At 73.4% G+C, this 19,053-nt stretch carries 14 protein-coding genes; 10 read left to right on the plus strand and 4 right to left on the minus strand.

Features of this window, described 5'->3' with window-relative positions; all coding sequences use genetic code 11:
* The first annotated feature begins 239 nt into the window (after positions 1–239).
* Positions 240–2,186 carry a DUF4215 domain-containing protein gene (locus WMF36_RS09440; RefSeq protein ID WP_437579281.1) on the plus strand — a complete coding sequence of 649 codons (1,947 nt, stop codon included), beginning with the start codon at positions 240–242 and terminating at the stop codon, positions 2,184–2,186.
* Positions 2,187–2,276: 90 nt separating this feature from the next.
* On the opposite strand, the gene WMF36_RS09445 is transcribed toward WMF36_RS09440, so the two are convergent.
* The 3 genes from WMF36_RS09445 to WMF36_RS09455 all read right to left on the minus strand — a co-directional run bounded on the left by WMF36_RS09445 (position 2,277) and on the right by WMF36_RS09455 (position 5,800).
* Entirely contained in the window at positions 2,277–3,590 is a 1,314-nt protein-coding gene (locus tag WMF36_RS09445; protein ID WP_437579282.1) for an inositol-3-phosphate synthase, read from the minus strand.
* A 320-nt stretch (positions 3,591–3,910) separates the two neighbouring features.
* The gene (locus WMF36_RS09450; protein WP_437579283.1) at positions 3,911–4,501 is read right to left on the minus strand and encodes a Uma2 family endonuclease; all 591 of its coding nucleotides are present in this window, start codon (positions 4,499–4,501) and stop codon (positions 3,911–3,913) included.
* A 72-nt stretch (positions 4,502–4,573) separates the two neighbouring features.
* The gene (locus tag WMF36_RS09455) at positions 4,574–5,800 is read right to left on the minus strand and encodes a hypothetical protein (protein WP_437579284.1); all 1,227 of its coding nucleotides are present in this window, start codon (positions 5,798–5,800) and stop codon (positions 4,574–4,576) included.
* A 153-nt stretch (positions 5,801–5,953) separates the two neighbouring features.
* Here WMF36_RS09455 and WMF36_RS09460 point away from each other — a divergent pair, with 153 nt between their 5' ends.
* Complete coding sequence (locus WMF36_RS09460; RefSeq protein ID WP_437579285.1) at positions 5,954–7,240, plus strand: PQQ-dependent sugar dehydrogenase; 1,287 nt, start codon at positions 5,954–5,956, stop codon at positions 7,238–7,240.
* Positions 7,241–7,282: 42 nt separating this feature from the next.
* Here the strand turns inward: WMF36_RS09460 and WMF36_RS09465 are convergent, their stop codons facing one another.
* Positions 7,283–8,284, minus strand: a complete 1,002-nt coding sequence (locus WMF36_RS09465) for an LLM class flavin-dependent oxidoreductase (protein ID WP_437579286.1) — start codon at positions 8,282–8,284, stop codon at positions 7,283–7,285.
* Between the two features lie 186 nt (positions 8,285–8,470).
* Here WMF36_RS09465 and WMF36_RS09470 point away from each other — a divergent pair, with 186 nt between their 5' ends.
* From WMF36_RS09470 to WMF36_RS09505, 8 genes are all read left to right on the plus strand, one after another.
* Positions 8,471–11,170, plus strand: a complete 2,700-nt coding sequence (locus WMF36_RS09470; RefSeq protein ID WP_437579287.1) for a HEAT repeat domain-containing protein — start codon at positions 8,471–8,473, stop codon at positions 11,168–11,170.
* A gap of 30 nt (positions 11,171–11,200) precedes the next feature.
* Positions 11,201–12,958, plus strand: coding sequence for a hypothetical protein (locus WMF36_RS09475; protein WP_437579288.1), 1,758 nt, complete (start codon positions 11,201–11,203; stop codon positions 12,956–12,958).
* A 247-nt stretch (positions 12,959–13,205) separates the two neighbouring features.
* Complete coding sequence (locus tag WMF36_RS09480) at positions 13,206–13,532, plus strand: TerB family tellurite resistance protein (RefSeq protein WP_437579289.1); 327 nt, start codon at positions 13,206–13,208, stop codon at positions 13,530–13,532.
* A gap of 70 nt (positions 13,533–13,602) precedes the next feature.
* Positions 13,603–14,148: a 5-(carboxyamino)imidazole ribonucleotide mutase gene (purE, locus tag WMF36_RS09485; RefSeq protein WP_437579290.1), complete on the plus strand. Its 546-nt coding sequence runs from the start codon at positions 13,603–13,605 to the stop codon at positions 14,146–14,148.
* 39 nt (positions 14,149–14,187) lie between these two features.
* The gene (gene purK, locus WMF36_RS09490; RefSeq protein WP_437579291.1) at positions 14,188–15,375 is read left to right on the plus strand and encodes a 5-(carboxyamino)imidazole ribonucleotide synthase; all 1,188 of its coding nucleotides are present in this window, start codon (positions 14,188–14,190) and stop codon (positions 15,373–15,375) included.
* A 315-nt stretch (positions 15,376–15,690) separates the two neighbouring features.
* The gene (locus WMF36_RS09495) at positions 15,691–17,070 is read left to right on the plus strand and encodes a DUF5050 domain-containing protein (RefSeq protein ID WP_437579292.1); all 1,380 of its coding nucleotides are present in this window, start codon (positions 15,691–15,693) and stop codon (positions 17,068–17,070) included.
* 196 nt (positions 17,071–17,266) lie between these two features.
* On the plus strand, positions 17,267–17,980 hold the full coding sequence (locus tag WMF36_RS09500) for a hypothetical protein (RefSeq protein ID WP_437579293.1): 714 nt from the start codon (positions 17,267–17,269) through the stop codon (positions 17,978–17,980).
* Entirely contained in the window at positions 17,977–19,041 is a 1,065-nt protein-coding gene (locus WMF36_RS09505) for a hypothetical protein (protein WP_437579294.1), read from the plus strand. The genes WMF36_RS09500 and WMF36_RS09505 overlap by 4 nt, the downstream gene beginning before the upstream one ends.
* The last annotated feature ends 12 nt before the right edge of the window (positions 19,042–19,053 follow it).

Below are 19,053 nucleotides of genomic sequence, written 5' to 3' on the forward strand. Positions count from 1 at the left end.
GAACATGAAGGCGGGGAGGCGGGAAGAAAAGATCAATGATCTTCCTGCCTTCCCGCCTTCATGGGGTTCACTCCGGGGCAGATTGGGCCGCCACCCCGCGCGGGCCCCCACGGACTCCGGAAACGGCGCCTGTGGGGGCTTCACATGAAAGGAGGTTGCACCGAAGATGGCGCCGCGCGGGTGGAGTAGCCACGCCGCGTCATCGACGAGCGAGTCTGCCCTTTCCCTGGAGCGATCGAATGAATCTGCGATGGACGACGTGCCTTCTCATGATGGGGCTGACGGCGAGCGCCGCGGCATGCGGGGACGATGGCGGCGGCGCGAGCTCGGGCACAGGGACGGGCGGCGGCGGCGGCGCCGGCGCGACGGGGGGTGGAGGTCAGGGCGGTGACGGCGGCTCCGGCGGCGGTACTGGCGGCGCGGGCGGCTCCGGCGGTTCGGGTGGCGGTATTGGCGGCGCGGGCGGTGCTGGCGGCGTGGGCGGTGCTGGCGGCGCGGGCGGTGCTGGGGGCACGGGCGGCGGTGCTGGCGGCACGGGCGGTTCGGGCGGCGGTGCTGGCGGCACGGGCGGCGGTATTGGCGGCGCGGGCGGCTCCGGCGGTTCGGGTGGCGGTATTGGCGGCGCGGGCGGTGCTGGCGGCACGGGCGGCGGTGCTGGCGGCACGGGCGGCGGTGCTGGCGGCGCGGGCGGCTCCGGCGGCGGTATTGGCGGCGCGGGCGGCTCCGGCGGTTCGGGTGGCGGTATTGGCGGCGCGGGCGGTGCTGGCGGCACGGGCGGCGGTGCTGGCGACACGGGCGGTTCGGGCGGCGGTGCTGGCGGCACGGGCGGCGGTGCTGGCGGCGCGGGCGGTGCCGGCGGTTCGGGCGGCAGTAGTGGCGGCGCCGGCGGCTCGGGAGGTGACGCTGGCTCAGGCGGCGTCGGTGGCTCAGGCGGAAGTGTCAACCTGCCCGACGGCGCCGCCTGCACCGACGACGCGATGTGCGCAGGGAGCTTCTGCAGCCGGGAGGACTTCAACGGATGGCCCGCCGGCTACTGCATCAGCTCGTGCGAGCACACCGGCGGCACCTGTCCCGGCAATGGCGTCTGCATCGCATCCGGCTCTAACGGGCACCTCTGCTACGGGGCGTGCACCACCTCGAGCGATTGCCGCCCCGGCTATGCCTGCGCACCCGCCGCCGACGGGACGCTGAGCTGCCGACCGGCGTGCACGGAGGACGCGCACTGCCCGACGCGCGGCAGGTGCAACGTGAGCACCGGCCTCTGCAGGATCTACGAGGCGAGCTGCGCCGACGGCGAGGACAACGACCGCGACGCGGACGTCGACTGCGACGACGACGATTGCGACGAACCGTGCGCCGCGCTCGTCGCGGAGGCCTGCGCGGCCGCGCCGCCCGCGCTGCCGGAGATCTCGGGCGATACCTCGCTCGGCGCGAACGCGTTCGATGCCTACTGCACGGGCGCTGGCCGCGAGGACGTGTACCTGTTCGTGGCGCCCGAGGAACAGTCGGGCACGCTCTCGGTCGTGCTCGAGTCGGACACCGACCACGGGCTTTACTCCCGCGGCGTGTGCGAGGACCCAGACACCGAGCTTGATTGCGCCGACGGCGCCTACGGCGGGATCCCCGAGTCGCTCGAGATCGTCCTGAGCGCCGGCGAGTCGGTGAGCCTCGTCGTCGACGCGGAGGAGCCGGGCGACGAGGGCCCGTACACCCTGCGCTCCACGTTCACGCCGGCGGTCTGCGGGGACGGCACCCTGACGCGGCCCGAGCAGTGCGACGACGCCGAGGGCTTCGGCGCCTGCGCCGACGACTGCTCCTCGGCCTGCGAGGGCGCGCGGGAGGCCGTGCTCGGGGTGAACACCGGCGACACGCAGACGGGCACGATCGCCTTCACGAGCGATTGCACCCTGCCGAACACGCGTGAGGACGTGTACTGGTTCACGCCCCCGGCGGACGGCACGCTCACGCTCGTGCTGTCGTCCGCCACCGATCAGGCCCTGTTCGTGAGGTCGAGCTGCCTGTGGGCGAGCTCCGAGCTCACGTGCGAGGACAGGGGAGGGGCAGGCGAGGACGAGACGCTCGTGCTCGACGTGACCGGCGGCGCTCCCCTGTTCCTCTTCGTCGACGGCTTCTGGTCCCTGGACGACGCTGGGCCGTACACGCTCGACGTGTCCTTCGCGCCCTGAACAGCGGGTTGGGGGGCGCGCGCTCGCCAGCGCGCGTCCCCCGCTCGCCGGGACCGCCGGGCACGCCGCGCGCCCCTGCGCTGCCCGCGATCAGTCGTAATACTCGTTGCCCAGGTGGGTGATGAGGTCCTCCCCCATGAGCCAGCGCATCGTGTTCTTGAGCTTCATCGACTGGATGAAGAGGTCGTGCTCCGGGTACAGGGCCGGCGCGGTCATCGGGCTCTTCCAGTAGAAGCTCAGCCACTCCTGCGTGCCGCGCAGCCCAGCGCGCTGCGCGAGATCCAGGAGGAGCGAGAGGTCGAGCACGATCGGCGCGGCCAGGATCGAGTCGCGGCAGAGGAAGTTGATCTTCATCTGCATCGGGTAGCCGAGCCAGCCGACGAGATCGATGTTGTCCCAGCCCTCCTTGGCGTCGCCACGAGGAGGGTAATACTCGATCCGCACCTTGTGGAAGAGCTTGCCGTAGAGCTCGCCATAGACGTGCGGCTGGAGGATGTGCTCGAGCACCCCGAGCTTCGAGACCTCCTTCGATCGGAACGACTCCGGATCGTCGAGCACCTCGCCGTCGCGGTTGCCGAGGATATTCGTCGAGAACCACCCCGTGACGCCGAGCATCCTCGCCTTGAGACCCGGGGCGATCACCGTCTTCATCAGGGTCTGGCCGGTCTTGAAGTCCTTGCCGGCGATGGGGACCTCCTGCTTCCGCGCGAGCTCCCACGCGGCCGGGAAGTCGACGGTCAGGTTCGGGGCGCCGTTCGCGAACGGGATGCGCTCCTTCAGGCAGGCCCAGGCGTAGAGCTGGGAGCTCGAGATCGCCGGGTGGTCCTCGGCGAGCCCTGCCTCGAAGCGCGCTATCGACTGGTGGACCTCCGCAGGCGCGATGTGGACCTCGGTCGAGCCGCACCAGACGGCGACGGCGCGCGCCGCGCCGCTGTCGCGCAGGAAGGCGCGGAGATCTTCCCGGAGCTGCTCCACCATCTCGGCCTTGCTCGCGCCCTTCTTCACATGGGTGCCGTGGAGGCGCCGCACGTACTGCGGGTAGAACGCGGCGGGCATCGGCCGGATGCGCTCGAGCTCCTCGCGGACGGCGTCGAGGTGGCGGCGCTCCAGCACGTCCGCGTGGCGCGCCGCCTCATAGGCGTTGTCGGGGAAGATGTCCCACGCGCCGAACACAAGCTGATCGAGCGTCGCGAGCGGCAGGAAATCCTTGATCCTGGGCGCGCGGTGGTCGGTGCGCCGGCCGAGCCGGATCGTGCCCATTTGCGTGAGCGACCCGATCGGCGCCGCGAGCCCGCGCCGCGCGAGCAGGGTGCCGGCGATGGTCGTCGTGGAGACGGCGCCCAGCCCCGGCAGCAGGACCCCGAGCTTGCCCTCTGCCTTCTTGATCTCTTTCGGCTGCTTCACGTGACGTGCTCCCCCCGGTCGTGGTCGTGGGCGCTCCTCGGGCAGGGGCGGGGCATCCGCCGGTGCCGTGCGCGCGGCGAGCGCGGCGTCGGCCGAGGCCGCGGGGCGCTGCGACCGCCGGGAGCATGAAGCCCGGCGGCCGCGATCACCACGGCCCGGCGCGCGGGCGAGGGCGTTTCCGGCGCGCCCCCTTCACCGGCTTCCGGCGCGCCCTTCGGGCCGGCGCCTCGGACGGCGCCGGTCGGGCGGCCGGGAGATGGCTGGCGACCGCGCGCGGCAGGGGCTCCGCAGGGGTCAGGCTGGACGCTCGTCCGTGTTCGTCAGGCGTCGTCGTCGCCGTCGAGCAGGCCATGCACCGAGAACTCGACGGCCTCGAAGGGCTCGGCGTGGATGCGCTCCTCACCCTGAGCGTCCAGGACCAGGAGATAGCCGTCCTCCGTCCAGCGATAGACGATGAGCGTCTCGGCGACCGGATCGATGAGCCAGTAGTGAGGTACGCCCGAGCGCCTGTAAGCGCGCATCTTCTTCACGACGTCGTTGCGTTCGTTCGAGGGCGAGAGGATCTCGCAGACCCAGTCCGGTCGCACCAGGATGGGACTTTCCCTTGGGAGCTCGGGCAGCCGCTCCCGGCGCCAACCGGCGATATCCGGGCGGTAGACCTCGCGGATTTCGAACTGCACCTCGGTCTCGGTCAGGAAGCGCCATCCGCCGGGCCACGGTCCGCCGGGGCGGCGATCGTACGGGCCGCCGAGCCGGATGGTGAGGCGCGCCTGCGAGCTGCCGTGACGCGGGCTCGGCATCGCCTTGCGCACGAGGTCGCCATCGATGATCTCGTGGAAGCGCTCGGGCTCCGGGATGGCGAGGAGGTCGGCGACCGTGGCGGGCGCCTTCTTCAGAGCGGCGGGCGGCATGGCGGGAGGATAGGGCTTCCGGCTGCGGGCAGCCACCCGGGGCCGGCGCGGACTCTTGCAGCGCGCGGCCCGTCAGGGCGCGGCAGGCGGGTAGCCGGTGGCGGGGGTCATCGCCTCGATCCAGGCGCGGACCGCGGCGACGGCCTCCTCGTCGACGCGGCGGGTCGCGAGCGGCGGCATCTGCTCGGGCGTTGCGCCGGGCGCGTCGCGCCGGGAGATGGCGCGGAGCAGCGTACTGCGATCCGGATCGCGGGGCCTCAGCCGGTAATAGCGTGCTTCCGGCGGCGCCCCGGACGGGCGGAGCTTCGCTGGCTGGTTGATCGCCGTCTGGTAGACGCGCGTGCCGCGCACATCGCCCACCTGGCCGGCAGCATCGATGTTGAGGCGCATCTCGAAGTGCGTGGCGACGCCGAACGGATGGTGGCACGAGACACCGCAGTTCGCGTGGAGCAGACCGAGCGCGCGCCGCTCCGTCTCGGTCCCGGGCACCTCGAGCGCGGCCGCGCTGGGCAGCGGGCGTCCGGACGCCGGCGAGAGCAGGCCGCGCTGGACCAGCTCGGCGTACGTCAGTCCGCCTGCTCCCCGCGCGGCGAGCTGGATCGCCTCGAAGCCGAGCGGGTTATCGGTCTTGCCCGCGTGGCAGCGGATGCAGTCGACCTGCGCCGGGATCACATAGCCGTCCGCGCCGGGCACGTGGGGAACACCGGCCTTCACCTGCAGCGCGCTCGCGCCGTCCTCCGACCAGACATAGGTGGCGCGCGTCCAGCGATCCTCCGCGGTCTTCCAGAGGAGCCTCGTCTCGAGGCGGCGGCTCGCGCCGGAGGCGGGGTTCCGGAACTCCTTCCACAGCCTGGTGCCGACAGGGAAAATCCAGTCGTTCATCCTGGAGACATCGATGGTCGAGCCCGGAGGGAGGTAGATCCAGCGCGTCTTCTCGGCGCCGTCGCTCCAGAGCTCGAACGCCGGCCTGAACTCGCGGACGCCCCCCGCGAGCGAGCGCGCGCCGAAGTCGCTGTAGAGGCCGGTGCAGCGGAGATCGTGAGGATCCTCGTCCCCGTCCTTGCAGGGCGGCGGATGCGGCGGATCCCGGAGCGCGGTGGGCGCGCTCGCGGCTGGGCGCTCGTCCGCTCCGGCGCCGCGCTCGTCCGCTCCGGCGCCGCGCGCGGCCGTTCCGGCGTGTGCGCCGAGCCGGTCGGGCGCGGGGAGGCGATCGGCCCGGGGCGTCTCCTGCGCGCTGCAACCGCCGCAGCTCGCGAGCAGCAGCGACGCGACCACGGCTTGCCATGGATGGCCGGTCATGATGAAGGTGGAGACGGAGGTGTCCGCTTGTCCGAGAGACCGATCCACCGCCGCGCCGCGGGGCGCGCTGCCTGTGTGACGAGAGCGTGCGCGTTCCATCGGACCGCCTTGTGCCTCCTGCTCGCGGGCAGTGTAGCCGCCTGCGACAGGCGTGTGCAGGTCGCTGGGCCGCCCGAAGGACCTCGCGAGGGCGGCGCCGCCGGCCAGGCCGCGGCAGGGAACGCGGCCGCGCCGCCGGCGCAGGCGAGCGCGGCGACCCCCGGTCCGGCGCCCGCCGCGGCGGAGGGCGCGGCCGCCACGAAGGGCGCGCCCGCCGCGGAAGGCGCGCCTGCGCCGCCGCCGGCGAACGCGGCGGAGCTCGCTCGTCCGGCGAAGTGCGGCGGCGTCCCGCCGCTGAAGCTCACGCTGGTGGCGAGCGGGTTCGACCAGCCGACGTATGTCGCCGGGCCGCCCGGCGATCCGGCGCGGCTCGTGGTGCTCGAGAAAGCGGGGACGCTCCGGCTCGTCAAGGACGGCGCGGTCCAGCCGGCGCCCTTCCTCGACGTGCGATCGCGCGTGTTCTTTCCGGCGCCGAACGCGGAGGGCGGCCTGCTCGGGCTCGCCTTCCACCCGGACTACGCGAGGAACGGGCGCTTCTGGCTCCATTACTCGTCGGCCCCGCGCGGCAACGTGGTGATCGAGGAGTGGAAGCGCGCGGCGCAGGGCGCCGACGCCGCCCATCCCGAGCCGGTCCGGTCGCTCGTCGACGTGAAGCACGGCGCCTGGAACCATGTCGGCGGCATGCTGGCCTTCGGCAAGGACGGCCACCTCTACGCCGCCATCGGCGACTCCGCGCGATCGCCGAGCCCGGCGGCCGATCTCACCTCGAAGCTCGGCAAGATCCTCCGGATCGACGTCGAGCAGCCGGGGAAAGCGCCGGCGGGCAACATGAGCAGCGGAGATCCGATGATCTGGGATTACGGGCTCCGGAACCCGTGGCGGTTCAGCTTCGACCGGCTCACGGGGGACCTGTACATCGGCGATGTCGGTCAGAAGAGCTGGGAGGAGATCCTTGTGGAGCGCCCTGGCCAGGGCAGGAACGATTACGGCTGGGAAGCGATGGAGGGCGCCCATTGCTATCCACCGGGCGCGGCGTGCAAGCCGCGCGGGGTCCCGCCCGCGGTCGAGCACCCCCGCAGCGAGGCGGGCTCGATCGTCGGCGGCTACGTCTATCGCGGGGCGAAGATCCCGTGCCTGCGCGGCCGCTATCTGTATGCCGATTACGTGACAGGGCGCTTCTTCTCCTTCGTGTGGGACGGCAAGGCCGCGACCGATCGGGCCGAGCTCACCACCGCGTTGAGCCCGAACGGTCTCCCGGCCTCGTTCGGCGAGGACGCCGCCGGGGAGATCTATGTGGTGATGTTCAACACGGGGCGTATCTATCGGATCGACCCGGGGTGAGGCGTCGAGCCCAGCACGAGCCCGCGCCGCCGGCGAGGGGCTTCAGCCGGCCCGGGCGAGCTCGTCGCGCGCCTGCGCGGTGAGCTCGAGCGAGCGCACGCGCGCCGCGTGATCGAAGATCGGTGAGCTCACCATGAGCTCGTCGGCGCGGGTGCGGGTGATGAAGGCGTCCAGCCCCCGCCGCACGGCCTCGGGCGAGCCCGCGATCGTGCAGGCCAGCATCTGCTCGAGGCCAGCGCGGTCCAGCGGGCTCAGCTGGCGCTCGAAGTCGTCGACCGGCGGCGGCAGGGGCCCCGGGCGGCCGCGGCGCAGGTTGACGAAGGCCTGCTGAAGCGAGGTCCCCAGCCGTCGACCCTCCTCGTCGGTGTCGGCGGCGAACACGTTGACCCCCAGCATGACAACCGGCTGCGCGAGCTGATCCGAGGGGCGGAACTCCCGGCGGTACAGCGCGATCGCCTGCGCCATCTGGCCCGGCGCGAAGTGCGAGGCGAAGGCGTAAGGGAGGCCCAGCGCCGCAGCGAGCTGCGCGCCGAAGAGGCTGGAGCCGAGGATCCAGATCGGCACGTTCAGGCCGGCGCCGGGCACGGCCTGCACCAGCTGGCCAGGCTCCGCCGGGCGGAAGTAGCCCATCAGCTCCAGGACGTCCTGAGGGAAGCTATCGGCGTCTCCGGACAGGTTGCGCCTTAGCGCGCGGGCGGTCGCCGGGTCGGACCCGGGAGCCCGCCCGAGGCCCAGATCGATGCGCCCGGGAAAGAGCGACGCCAGCGTGCCGAACTGCTCGGCGATCATGAGCGGCGCGTGGTTCGGCAGCATGATCCCGCCCGCGCCGACGCGGATCGTCGAGGTGCCGCCGGCCACGTGCGCGATCACGACCGACGTCGCGGCGCTGGCCACGCCGCCCATGTTGTGGTGCTCGGCCAGCCAGTAGCGGCGATAGCCGAGCCGCTCGGCGTGGCGGGCGAGGTCGAGCGTGTTGCGGAAGGCCTGGGCGGCATCTCCACCCTGGACGATCGGAGCCAGGTCGAGAACGGAAAAGGGGGTCATGTGGGCACCTCGGTGGACTGTTGCACGGCGAGGACGGTTCCGGGAGCGCTCCGGGGGGGTGGCGCTCCCCGGGGCGCGGAAACGCCCTCCCTCCAGCGCACCCGTCCGCCCGGCGCCTCGCCCTCGGCGCTCGAGCCGCCTGGAACGGCCATGACGCGGCCGCGCTCGCTGTACTACGCTCGGGTCGTGCGCCGTACCGTCTCTCCGCTGCGCCGGCTCCCGCAGGTCCTGCTCGTCGTCGCCGCCTCGGCCGCCGCGCTCGCGCCGCCGGGGGACGCCGCCGCGTTCCTCTGGCCGAACGTGCCGGAGCAGATCGCGCGCGCGCTCACGTCGGGCGACGTCTCGGAGCGGCGCCTCGCCGCCACCCGCGTCGGCGAGCTCGCCCCGGAGACGGCGATCGGGCTGATCCAGAAGGGCATGAGCGACCCGGACGTCGAGGTGCGGCTGTACCTCGCCGGGGCGGCCGTGCGCTTCCGGATGCCGCGCGCAGGAGACCTCGTGATCGAGTGGCTCGGCGAGGGCGACGCGCGCCTGCGGCTCGCGGCCTGCGACGTGATCCGCGTGGCGCCCACGGATCGATCCGTCGTCGCCCTCGGCCGGGTGCTCGGCGATCCCGACCCGCACGTCCGCCTCGCCGCCGCGGCCGCCATGGGCGCGGCGGGGCTCCCGGACGCCGTCTCGCCGCTGCTTGGCCACCTCGACGACACCGCGCCGGAGGTGCGCGCGGAGGTCGTGCGTGCGCTCGGCCGGATCGGCGACACGCGCGCCGTCGTGCCGCTCATCGGCAAGGTGCAGGACTCGGTCCCGGAGGTCCGCCGGGCCACGGCGCGGGCGCTCGGAGAGCTCGGCGATGCGCGGGCCGTCAGCGCGCTCATCCTCGCGCTCCAGGACGCATCCCAGGACGTCCGCGTCGAGGCGGTGAGCGCCCTCGGCCGGCTGCGCTCGGACGAGGCGACGTCCGCGATCGCCGATCTCGTCGAGGCGTCGCCGGCAGGCACGGGCGCGTTCCTCGGAGCGCGCCCGACCGACAGCGGCACCTCGAGCAACGACGTGCGGGAGGCGGCGCTCCGGGCGCTCGGCCGCATCGGCTCCGACGCGGCGGTGAAGGTGCTGCTCGCGGCGCTCGCGAAGGACGACCCCGCGGCGCCGCGGTCCGCGGTCCGCGACGCCCTCGTCAGCGCCGGGAAGCCGGCGGTGACGCCCGCTCCGGCTGCGGCCCCCGCTCCGGCTGCGGCCCCCGCGCCGGCGGCTCCGCCCGGCGGTGGCGCGAGCGCTCCGAAGGGCACCGCCCTCCCCGCGCTCGTCGCCGCGCTCGCGGCCGCGCCGTCGGCCAACACCGCCGCGGGCGCCGCCCTCGTGCTCGGTGAGCTCAAGGCCAGGGAAGGGCTGCCCGCGATCGTCCGGGGGATGCAGCGGGGCGTCGTCCCGCTCCGGCACGGGCTCCGCGCCCTCGGGGCGCTCGGCGACCCCGCGGCGCTGCCCAGCGTGCTCGAGCTGCTCGGCGACGTCGACCCCTCGGTCCGCCGCGAGGCGATCCGCGCCGCGACCGCGCTGCTCGATCCCGCGCGGCCCGACGGGCGCGCCGTCGACCCCGCGCGGGCCCTGCTGATCGACCCGGCCACCCCGCCCGACGAGAAGCTCGCCCTCGTCCAGCTCCTCGGGCGCACCGGCTCGCCGCGCGCGCAGGAGGTGCTCCTGCCGCTCGCGAAGGCCCGCTCCGCGCCGCTCCGCCTCGCCGTGATCGAGGCGCTCGGCGCGGCGCGCGCCGCCGGGAAGCTCGGCGCCGCCGTGGACGCCGCGCTCCTCGAGGCGCTCGACGACGAGTCGGCCGACGTGCGCCTCCGGGCAGCCGTCGCGCTCTCCCGCGTCGCCGGCCCCACGATCGCGCGCGCGCTGCTCCAGCGCCTCACCGTCGCCGCCGAGCAGGACCGAGGCGCCCTCGGCATCGCCCTCTCGGGCGCGCTGTCGCGCGTGGCGGACGACCCGAAGGACGGCAGCGGCAAGGGCCTCGCCCACGACGTCGCGGCGGCCATCGCGAGCGCCCCGGACGCCGCGCGCGACGCGCTGCTGGAAGGGCTCGGCCGCATGCCCGGGCAGGCCGCGGGCGCCGCGCTCGCGCGGATGGCCTCGGCGGCGCCCATCGACGACCGCCGCAAGATCGCCGAGGCGCTCGCCGGGCACCCGGAGGCCGCCGCCGCGCTCCGCAACCTCGCGGGCGATCCGGATCCGGGCGTCCGCGCCAACGCCGTCTGGTCGCTCGGCGCGGTGGGGGACAGGGACGCCTTGCCGCTGCTCCAGCCGCTCCTCAAGGACCCCGACGCCGCCGTGGCGGGCAACGCGGCGGGCGCGATCGGGCGCATCGCGGGCCGCGCCGGCCAGCCCGCCCGCGCGGCCGCGGCGCTCTGCGGGGCGCTCGCCGACGCGCGCCCCTACGTGCGCGCCAACGCGCTCGCCGGCCTCACGGTCGCCCGGGCGCGCTGCGACGGCGCCGCGGCCCGGGACCTGCTCGCGCGGGACCCCGCCGAGGCGGTCCGCCTCGCCGCCGCCGATCACCTCGCGCAGGGCGGCGCCGACGCCGATCGCCGCGCGCTCGCCCGCTGCGCCGGCGAGGACAGGAACGCCTCGGTCGCGGTGCGCTGCGCCCACGCCGCCCCGCCCCGCGCGCCCCCCTCGGGCGCCGAGGACGTCGCGGTCTTCGTCGTCCCGTTCGACGCGGGCCGGGGCGGCTCGGCCCGCGACGCGCCGGTCCCGCGCGCCCCCTTCGCGCTCGTGCGCGCGGACGGCCTCATGCGCCTCGGCGTCGCCGACCGGCGCGGCGAGGTCTTCGAGCGCGGCGCTCCCCGAGGGCCGCTCCGCCTCGCCGTCCCGGCGCCGCTCGTGAAGTGAGCCCGCGCCCGCCGCGCTGAGCCGCTCTCCATGCGCAGCCGACCCGACGTCGAGCTCCGGATGTCCAGGACCGTCCACCCGGGCGACGTCGTCCAGGTCGAGCTCGTGCTCCGCAGCCGCGGGAGGACGCCGGTCGACTCGATCGAGCTCCACCTGGAGGGCATGCAGGTCGCCCGCGTCGAGGAGCGCGTCCTCGTGCCGCCCCACTTCCTCTCGCTCGTCGCCCGCCTCGCGGGAGAGACGACGCTCCCGGAGGGCGAGCAACGCTACCGCGCGAGCTTCCCGCTCCCGGCCGACGCGCCCTGCTCGTACCTCGGCACGCGCGCCGAGATCCGCTACGGCATCACGCTCTCCATCGCGATCCCGTGGTGGCTCGACGTCCAGGAGTCGTACGAGGTGCTCGTCACGCCGCGCCCCGTCACGCGCCCGGCCCGGTCGCCGGTCGCGGGCACCACGGCGCGCGGCGACAGCCCCTTCATCGAGGTCTCGCTCGACGATCAGGTCTTCGCGCCGGGCGACGAGATCTCGGGGGCGGTGGCGCTCGGCAACGTGCAGGGCCGCAGCGTGCGCGGGATCGAGATCTCGCTGGTCGGCGTCGAGCGGCTCCTCAGCGTCGACCCCGCCGCGTCGAACCGCGCGACCGAGGCGCACCGCTTCACCGCCTTCCGCCGCGCGGACAGCCGCGACGAGGGGCGGGAGCTGCCCTTCCGGTTCCGGATCCCCCGGTCCGTCGCGCCGTCGTTCGACGCCGGGTGGGTCGCCCTCCTCTGGGGGCTCGAGGTGCGCGTCGAGCTCGCGCGCTCGGACGGCGTCGTCCACACGACGCCGCTCGTGCTCGGCGTCTTCGATCGACCGCCCGGCCTCGGCGCGATGCGCCGGCAGATCGGCTCGGGGCGGTGGCGCGGGGTCTGGGGCACGGTCGGCGCGCGCCACGGCCTGTCGCTCGACCCGCTGGAGCTGCGCCTCTCGGGCGCGCTCGCCGGCTGCGCGGCGTCCGTGTGGATCGACGCGGGCTCCTCGTCGAGCGGCGCGATCGTCGGCGAGCTGCGCTGGCCGTCGTGGGGGCTCGACCTGGAGGTCGGCGTGAAGCGCTTCCTGCTCGCGCTCGCGTCCGAGGACGACGAGGGCTTCGGCCGTCGCTACCGCGTGCGCGGGCGCGACCCCGGCCAGGTCCGCGCCGTCGTCGCCGGGCCGCTGCGCCGGGCGCTGCTCGCCTTCGACGACGTCCGGCTCGACGACGAGCACGTGTCGGTCCGGTCCCGCACGCCCGGCCACGACCAGCCCTGGCTCGGCGCGTTCCTGGAGCACCTCGCCGCGCTGGCGGCCGAGATCCGCGCCGCGTCCGCGCGCATCCCGCCGCCCACGCCCATGGCGGGGATGCGCCCGGCCTGGGAGCAGTTCGCGGCCGAGGTCCACGGCCGCTTCGAGGTCGGCCGCATGCGCATCCGCGACGCGCAGCTCGACGGCGCCACGTTCCACATCGACACGTGCTTCGAGCGAGGCCCGCACCCCGAGCGCTCCGAGGTCACGCTGGTGCTCGATCCGCCCCTGGATGCGGCGCTCGATCCCGACGACCCCGAGCAGCTGCGCGCGGCCTCGCCCCGGGCGCGCGAGGCGGTGAAGCGCCTGCGGGCCCGCACGCACGCGCTGCGCATCGCCCCGCATGCCATCGTGATCACGGTGCCGGCCCCGCTCGAGGACCCCGCCACCCTGCGCGACCTGCTCGACGCGCAGCTGCACCTCTCGGCGCTCCTGCGCGGCCCGCGCGTCGCTCGCCCGTACCGCTGAGCCGCGACCAGCGGGCGCAGCGGGCGAGCCGCCGGAGCCGCCGAGCCGCTGAGCCGCTGAGCCGCTGAGCCGCTGAGCCGCTGAGCCGCTGAGCCGCTGAGCCGCGCGTCAGGGAAGACGCGGGAGCGCGGGAGCGCGAGCGCGGGAAGGCGAAGGCGAAGGCGAACGCGCCGGGGATCCCCTTACGGCGGACCGCGAGCCGATTTCCACACAAAACGCCGGCTGATCCGGGCTAGAGTCTTCGCCCATGCTCGACAAGCTCTCTCGGCAAGAACGCCTCCAGCTGATGCGGTTCATCTGTTCGTTCGCCTGGGCCGACCTCCAGGTGCGCGAGCAGGAGCGCGAGTTCGTGCGCAAGATGATCCTGCGGCTCCAGCTCGACGAGGAGGAGGCCAAGGAGGTGCGCAGCTGGCTCGATGTGCCGCCCGTGGCCGACGACGTCGATCCGATGCAGATCCCCCGCGCGCACCGGCAGCTCTTCCTGGCGGCCGCGCGCGAGATGATCTCGTCCGACGGCGAGATCGGCGAGGAGGAGCGCGAGAGCCTGAGCCTGCTGGAGCAGCTCACGCGCTGACCGGGGCACCGCGCCTCGGTTGGTTGATGGATGGATCGATGAGTCGGCGATCGGTGGAACGATGAGCACGATGGCGCAGCGAGGGGCCGGCGAGGGCCGGGCCCCGACGGAAATGGGAGCGAGCTCGACCGAGAGGCCCTGGGTCGGCGTGATCATGGGGGGCAAGAGCGACTACGAGCACCTCGCCGTGACGAGCGAGCTGCTCACGCAGCTCGGCATCCCGCACGAGGTGCGCGTCGTCTCGGCGCACCGCACGCCGGACCGGATGTTCGAGTACGCGAGCACGGCTGAAGGGCGCGGGATCGAGGTGATCATCGCCGCCGCGGGCGGCGCCGCCCACCTGCCCGGGATGGTCGCCGCGAAGACGGTGCTCCCGGTCATCGGCGTGCCCATCCCCGCCACGGCGCTGAACGGCATGGACGCGCTGCTCTCGATCGTCCAGATGCCGAAGGGGGTCCCCGTCGCCACGATGGCGATCGGCAAGCCCGGCGCCGCCAACGCCGCCCTGTTCGCGGCGGCGGTCCTGTCGGGCAAGCACCCCGAGCTCCGCGAGCGCCTCGCCGCGTTCCGCAGCGCCCAGGAGGCGGCGGTCCTCCGCGACGCGGTCATCGTTTAACCCCCCTCCTCCACCCGCCTCGCCCTAGGTCCTCCGGAAATGCCCATCGCTCCCGGCTCTACGCTCGGTATTCTCGGCGGCGGTCAGCTCGGCCGCATGACGGCGCTCGCCGCCCGCACGCTCGGGTACAAGGTCCACGCCCTCGACCCGGACCCGGACTGCCCGGCCCGCTCGGTGCTCGATCGCTGCCTCGTCGCCTCGTTCGATGACGCAGCGCAGGCGGCCGAGCTCGCGTCGCAGTGCGACGTCGTGACGCTCGAGATCGAGAAGATCTCCACGGAGGCGCTCGCGGCCGCCGCCCGGCTCGCGCCGGTGCGCCCGTCGGCCGACGTGCTGGCCATGGTGCAGGACCGCGGCGTCCAGAAGAGCTGGCTGTCGAGCAACGGCTTCCCGGTGGGCCCCTTCCGCGAGGTCGCGACGAGCGCGCAGCTCCTCGATGCGACGCGCGCCATGGGCGGGGCGTGCTTCGTGAAGTCGTGCGTCGGCGGGTACGACGGCAAGGGGCAGCTGCGGCTCTCGGGGGGCGCGTCGCCGGGCGACGGCGACGTCGGGAGCGAGGCGGCGGCGCTCTTCGGGTCGCTGGGCGGCCAGCGCTGCGTGGTCGAGCAGGCGCTCGATCTCGAGGCCGAGCTGTCGGTGCTCGTCGCGCGGAGCCCGAGCGGCAAGCTGGCGGTCTACCCGCCGGCCCTGAACCACCACCGCGACCAGATCCTCGACTGGTCGCTGCTGCCCGGCCCGCTCTCGGCCTCGGTGACCGGGCAGGCGGTGCAGATCGCGCTCGATCTCGCGGTCGGCCTGCGCGTCGAGGGCCTGCTCGTGGTCGAGCTCTTCCTGCTCCGGGACGGCCGCCTGCTCATCAACGAGCTCGCCCCGCGGCCCCACAACAGCTACCACGCGTCCGAGGTCGCCTGCGCGACGAGCCAGTTCGAGCAGGCGGTCCGCGCCGTCTGCGATCTGCCGCTCGGCTCGACCGAGGTCGTCCGCCCCGCCGCGATCGTCAACCTGCTCGGCGACGTCTGGCTGGACGGCGCGTCGCCGGCCTTCGAGGCCGCGCTGGAGATCCCGGGCGTCCGGCTCCACCTCTACGGCAAGCGGATCGCCCGCCCCGGCCGCAAGATGGGCCACCTCTCGGCCACGGGCCGCACGCCGGAGGAGGCGCTCGTCGCCGCGAAGCTCGCGATGGCCCGGCTCTCGGCGCACGCCGGGCTGCCGCTCCCCGGCCGCTGAAGGGCGGGCAGCGGCCTGTCGCGCCGCGCGCGGAGCTCACCACACCAGGTCGCATACCGCCTTCCGAGCGGCCGCGCGGCCCGGTCGGTCGTGGTTCCGTGGGCTCAGAAAGAACTCGCATGAAGGCCGCAAGATAGGAAGATCGTTCGTCTTTTCTTCCTCCCTTCCTCTTCGAATCGGACCACCACCGCCCGGTCGCCTCCATCGCGCCGATTCCTGAGCCGCCGGCGAGTCGGGGCGCGACTGCACGCCCAAGACAACCATTGCGGGTGGGGCGGCGACGACCGCCCGCAGAGAGGGCGGAGAGGCGAGACGATGAGAAGATCCTCAATCGTGGTGTTGGCGTGCGCGGCGACCGTGCTGGGCAGCGCGTCGTGCGGGGGGACGGACGCGGACAACGACGCCACGCCGGGGGCGAGCCCGCAGTTCTCGGTCGACGCTGAGGGTGGCATCTTCACCGCGGAGGACGGCTTCAAGATCGAAGTGCCGCCGGGCGCAGTCGGCGCCGCGACGGAGCTCACCATCGAGCGCGTCGAGGTCACGCGCGAGGGCGCCGTGGGGCCCCTGTATGTCCTCGGCCCGGAGGGGCAGACGTTCGATAAGCCGGTCACGCTCACGCTGCCGATCACGGTCGAGCTCGAGGCCGAGCTCGGGGAAAACACGTTCCTCGACGCCTATGGTTTCACCGCACCGACCGGCTCCGAGGACTTCACCCAGATGGAGCGTCACGACGCCTCTCCCGCCGGCGTCATCACCGAGACCTCGCATCTCTCCAGCTTCTACGCCGGGATGATCCCGCCGACGGCGATGGCGAGTCAGCACTATTTCCCGAAGGCGATCGCCGCCGACGACGCCTACCTCTATTTTGCGAGCGGCGGCACCGAGGACACCGCGCCTGCGGACTCGAACGACGGCTTCATCTATCGCGTCAAGAGGGGCACCGCCGAGGCGGAGGCGATGACCCCGGCGGATCCGGACCCCACGGCGCTGTGGGTCAACGACGCCGACGTGTACTGGGCGAGCGGCGGCGACAACGATCCGGTCATCCCTTCGGCGATCCGGCGCGTCAACAAATCGACCCTGGAGATGGAGACGCTGGTCGAGGTCGGCTACCTGCTGAGCCTCATCGGCGACGCGTCGTCGCTCTATTTCGGCGACGGCGACGGACACAACATCTACAGGATGGCGCTCGACGGCGGCGAGCCCGTCGTCCTCGCGTCCGACGCCGGCAAGCCGGAGCACCTGGCGCAGGACGCAGAGCACATCTACTGGACCGGCGGCTCATCGACCAACAAGGTCTACCGGGTGGCGAAGTCGGGCGGGGAGGTGACGGTCATCGCCGACAACGAGGCCGAGCCGACCGGGATCGCGGTGGACGCGGAGTTCGTTTACTGGGCCAACGCCGGCGACGGCGGCGTGTTCAAGGCGCCGATCGCCGGTGGGGCAAAGACGCTGATCCATCAGGGGGGCTCGATGGCGGGGCTGGCCGTCCGGGGCTCGACGCTGTTCTCGACGGACATGAGCCGGAACCGCAGCGTCAACGCGCACGACCTCGAGGGCAACACGACCGTCGTGCTCGCGCTCGGCCAGCACTTCGCCTGGCGCGTCATCGCCCCGGAAGGTCAGGACGTGTTCTGGACCAACGGCGGCGACTACCGCTTCGAAGGCCAGATCGCGTCCTACCGCGCTCCCTGAGCGCGCGCGTCCTGCGGCGCTGCGCGACCCCAGGGGCGAACGCAACGACAGGCGCCAGTTGGCTCTGACCGTCTTGCGCGGATCGGATGCCCGTGAGCTATCCTGAGTCCGCTCGCCGGGCCGCGCCTGCGCCGCGTGGCCGGGTGCCAGCCGCATTGACCGCGGCGGATGGGATCGCGTAACTGTTCCTTGGTCGATGCAGATCATCCTCCCGAGAGCCAGGCTGCAAACTGCGCTGTTCGCCTTGATGGCGGCCGTCGCGGGCGCCGGGCTCGCCGTCGAGGTGCTCAAGCCGATCCTCCGATTGAGTAGCCGCAGCGGCGTCGTCCCGCTGCTCTCGCTGAGCTACGAGCAGAATGTGCCCACGTGGTACACATCGTGTCTTTTATTCGCGTGCTCTCTCACCCTCGCGGCGATCGCCGTCGGCGCCCGCCGCGCGGGCCAATTCGTGAAGCACTGGTGGGGGCTCGCCGCGGCGTTCCTGTACATCTCGCTCGATGAGGTCGTGGAGATCCATGAAGCGGCGAGCTCCTGGCTCGATCTGGGCGGGGTCCTGTATTTCAGCTGGGTGATCCCGGCGGCCGTCGTGGTGGCGGCGTTCGGGATCGCGTACCTCGGGTTCCTCGCGCACCTCCCGCGCGGCACCAGGAACCGGTTTTTGCTCGCCGGCAGCCTCTACGTCACCGGCGCCCTCGCCCTGGAGCTGCCGCTCGGGTACTGGACCGAGCAGGCCGGCAGCAACAACCTCGTTTACGCGCTCATCGACTTCGTGGAAGAGTCGCTGGAGATGCTGGGGGTGAATCTCTTCCTGGTGTCCCTCGTCGACTATCTCGGTGTGCAAGGGTGGACGATCGGCTTCTCGCAGGCAGCTCCGGAGCCGCGGCCCGCTCCGGTCGAGCGTCCCGCATGAGCGCCCGGGCCGAGCCCGCGTCTCCGGCGCTCCTCGCCGCGGGCAGGGCGGTTTACATCGTCGGTCCCTGGTACGACTGGGCCTTCTTCCTGCTCCCGCCGCTCGTCGCGCTGGCCGCCGGCGCGCTGATCGCCGGGACGCCGTTCACCGACGCGCGGTTCCGGCTTCACGGGGAGAAGGTCACGTGGGCGGGGCTCTTCATCGGGACGCTCATTCACGGCCACCTCGCCGCGGTGCTCCTCCGGAGCCACGGCAACTCGGACATCTTCCGGCAGTACCGGCTCCGCTTCCTCGTGGCGCCGGTCGCCCTGTTCGCCGCGATGATGCTGTCCATGTGGGCCGTCGCCTGCGTCTCGGTCCTCGTGGTGCTCTGGGACGTCTACCACTCGGCGCTCCAGACGTTCGGCCTCGGGCGCATCTACGACACGCGCGCCGGGAACGCGCCGGCGCTCGGCCGCCGGCTGGATCTCTGGCTCAACCTGATCCTCTACGTCGGCCCCATCCTGGCCGGCGCGACGATGCTCCTTCACGTCCAGAGCTTCGACGCCTTCGAGGACGTGGGCGCCGCCTTCTTCACCGCTGTCCCGGCGCGGATGGACTCGCACCATCGCGCCATCAGCCGGGCCGTCATCGCCGCAGGCACCTTGTTCCTTGTCTATTACGCGCTCGCTTACCGCTCCCTGTACAGGCGGGGCTACCGCGTGTCGTTCCCCAAGGTGTGGCTGTTCGCGAGCACGGGGCTCTGCTCCATCTACGCGTGGGGGTTCAACCCCTGGGGACAGGCCTTCTTCATCATGAACCTGTTCCACGCGGTGCAATACCTCGCGCTCGTCTGGTGGTCGGAGGGCGGCCGCCTCCGCCGGCGGCTGCGCCTCGACGCGCTCCGGGCCGGCAAGGCGATCGCGGTAGCCGCCTTTCTCGGGGGCGTCCTCGCGTACGGGGTCTGGGCCGAGCTCGCGCCGGCGGACGACCGCGCGCTCTGGTCGCTCACGCAGACCGTCGCCCTGATGCACTTCTGGTACGACGGCTTCATCTGGTCCGTGACCCGCAAGCAGGTGTGAGGTCGTCGTTGA

The sequence above is a fragment of the Sorangium sp. So ce887 genome (assembly GCF_051521455.1).
Taxonomy (GTDB): domain Bacteria; phylum Myxococcota_A; class Polyangia; order Polyangiales; family Polyangiaceae; genus Sorangium.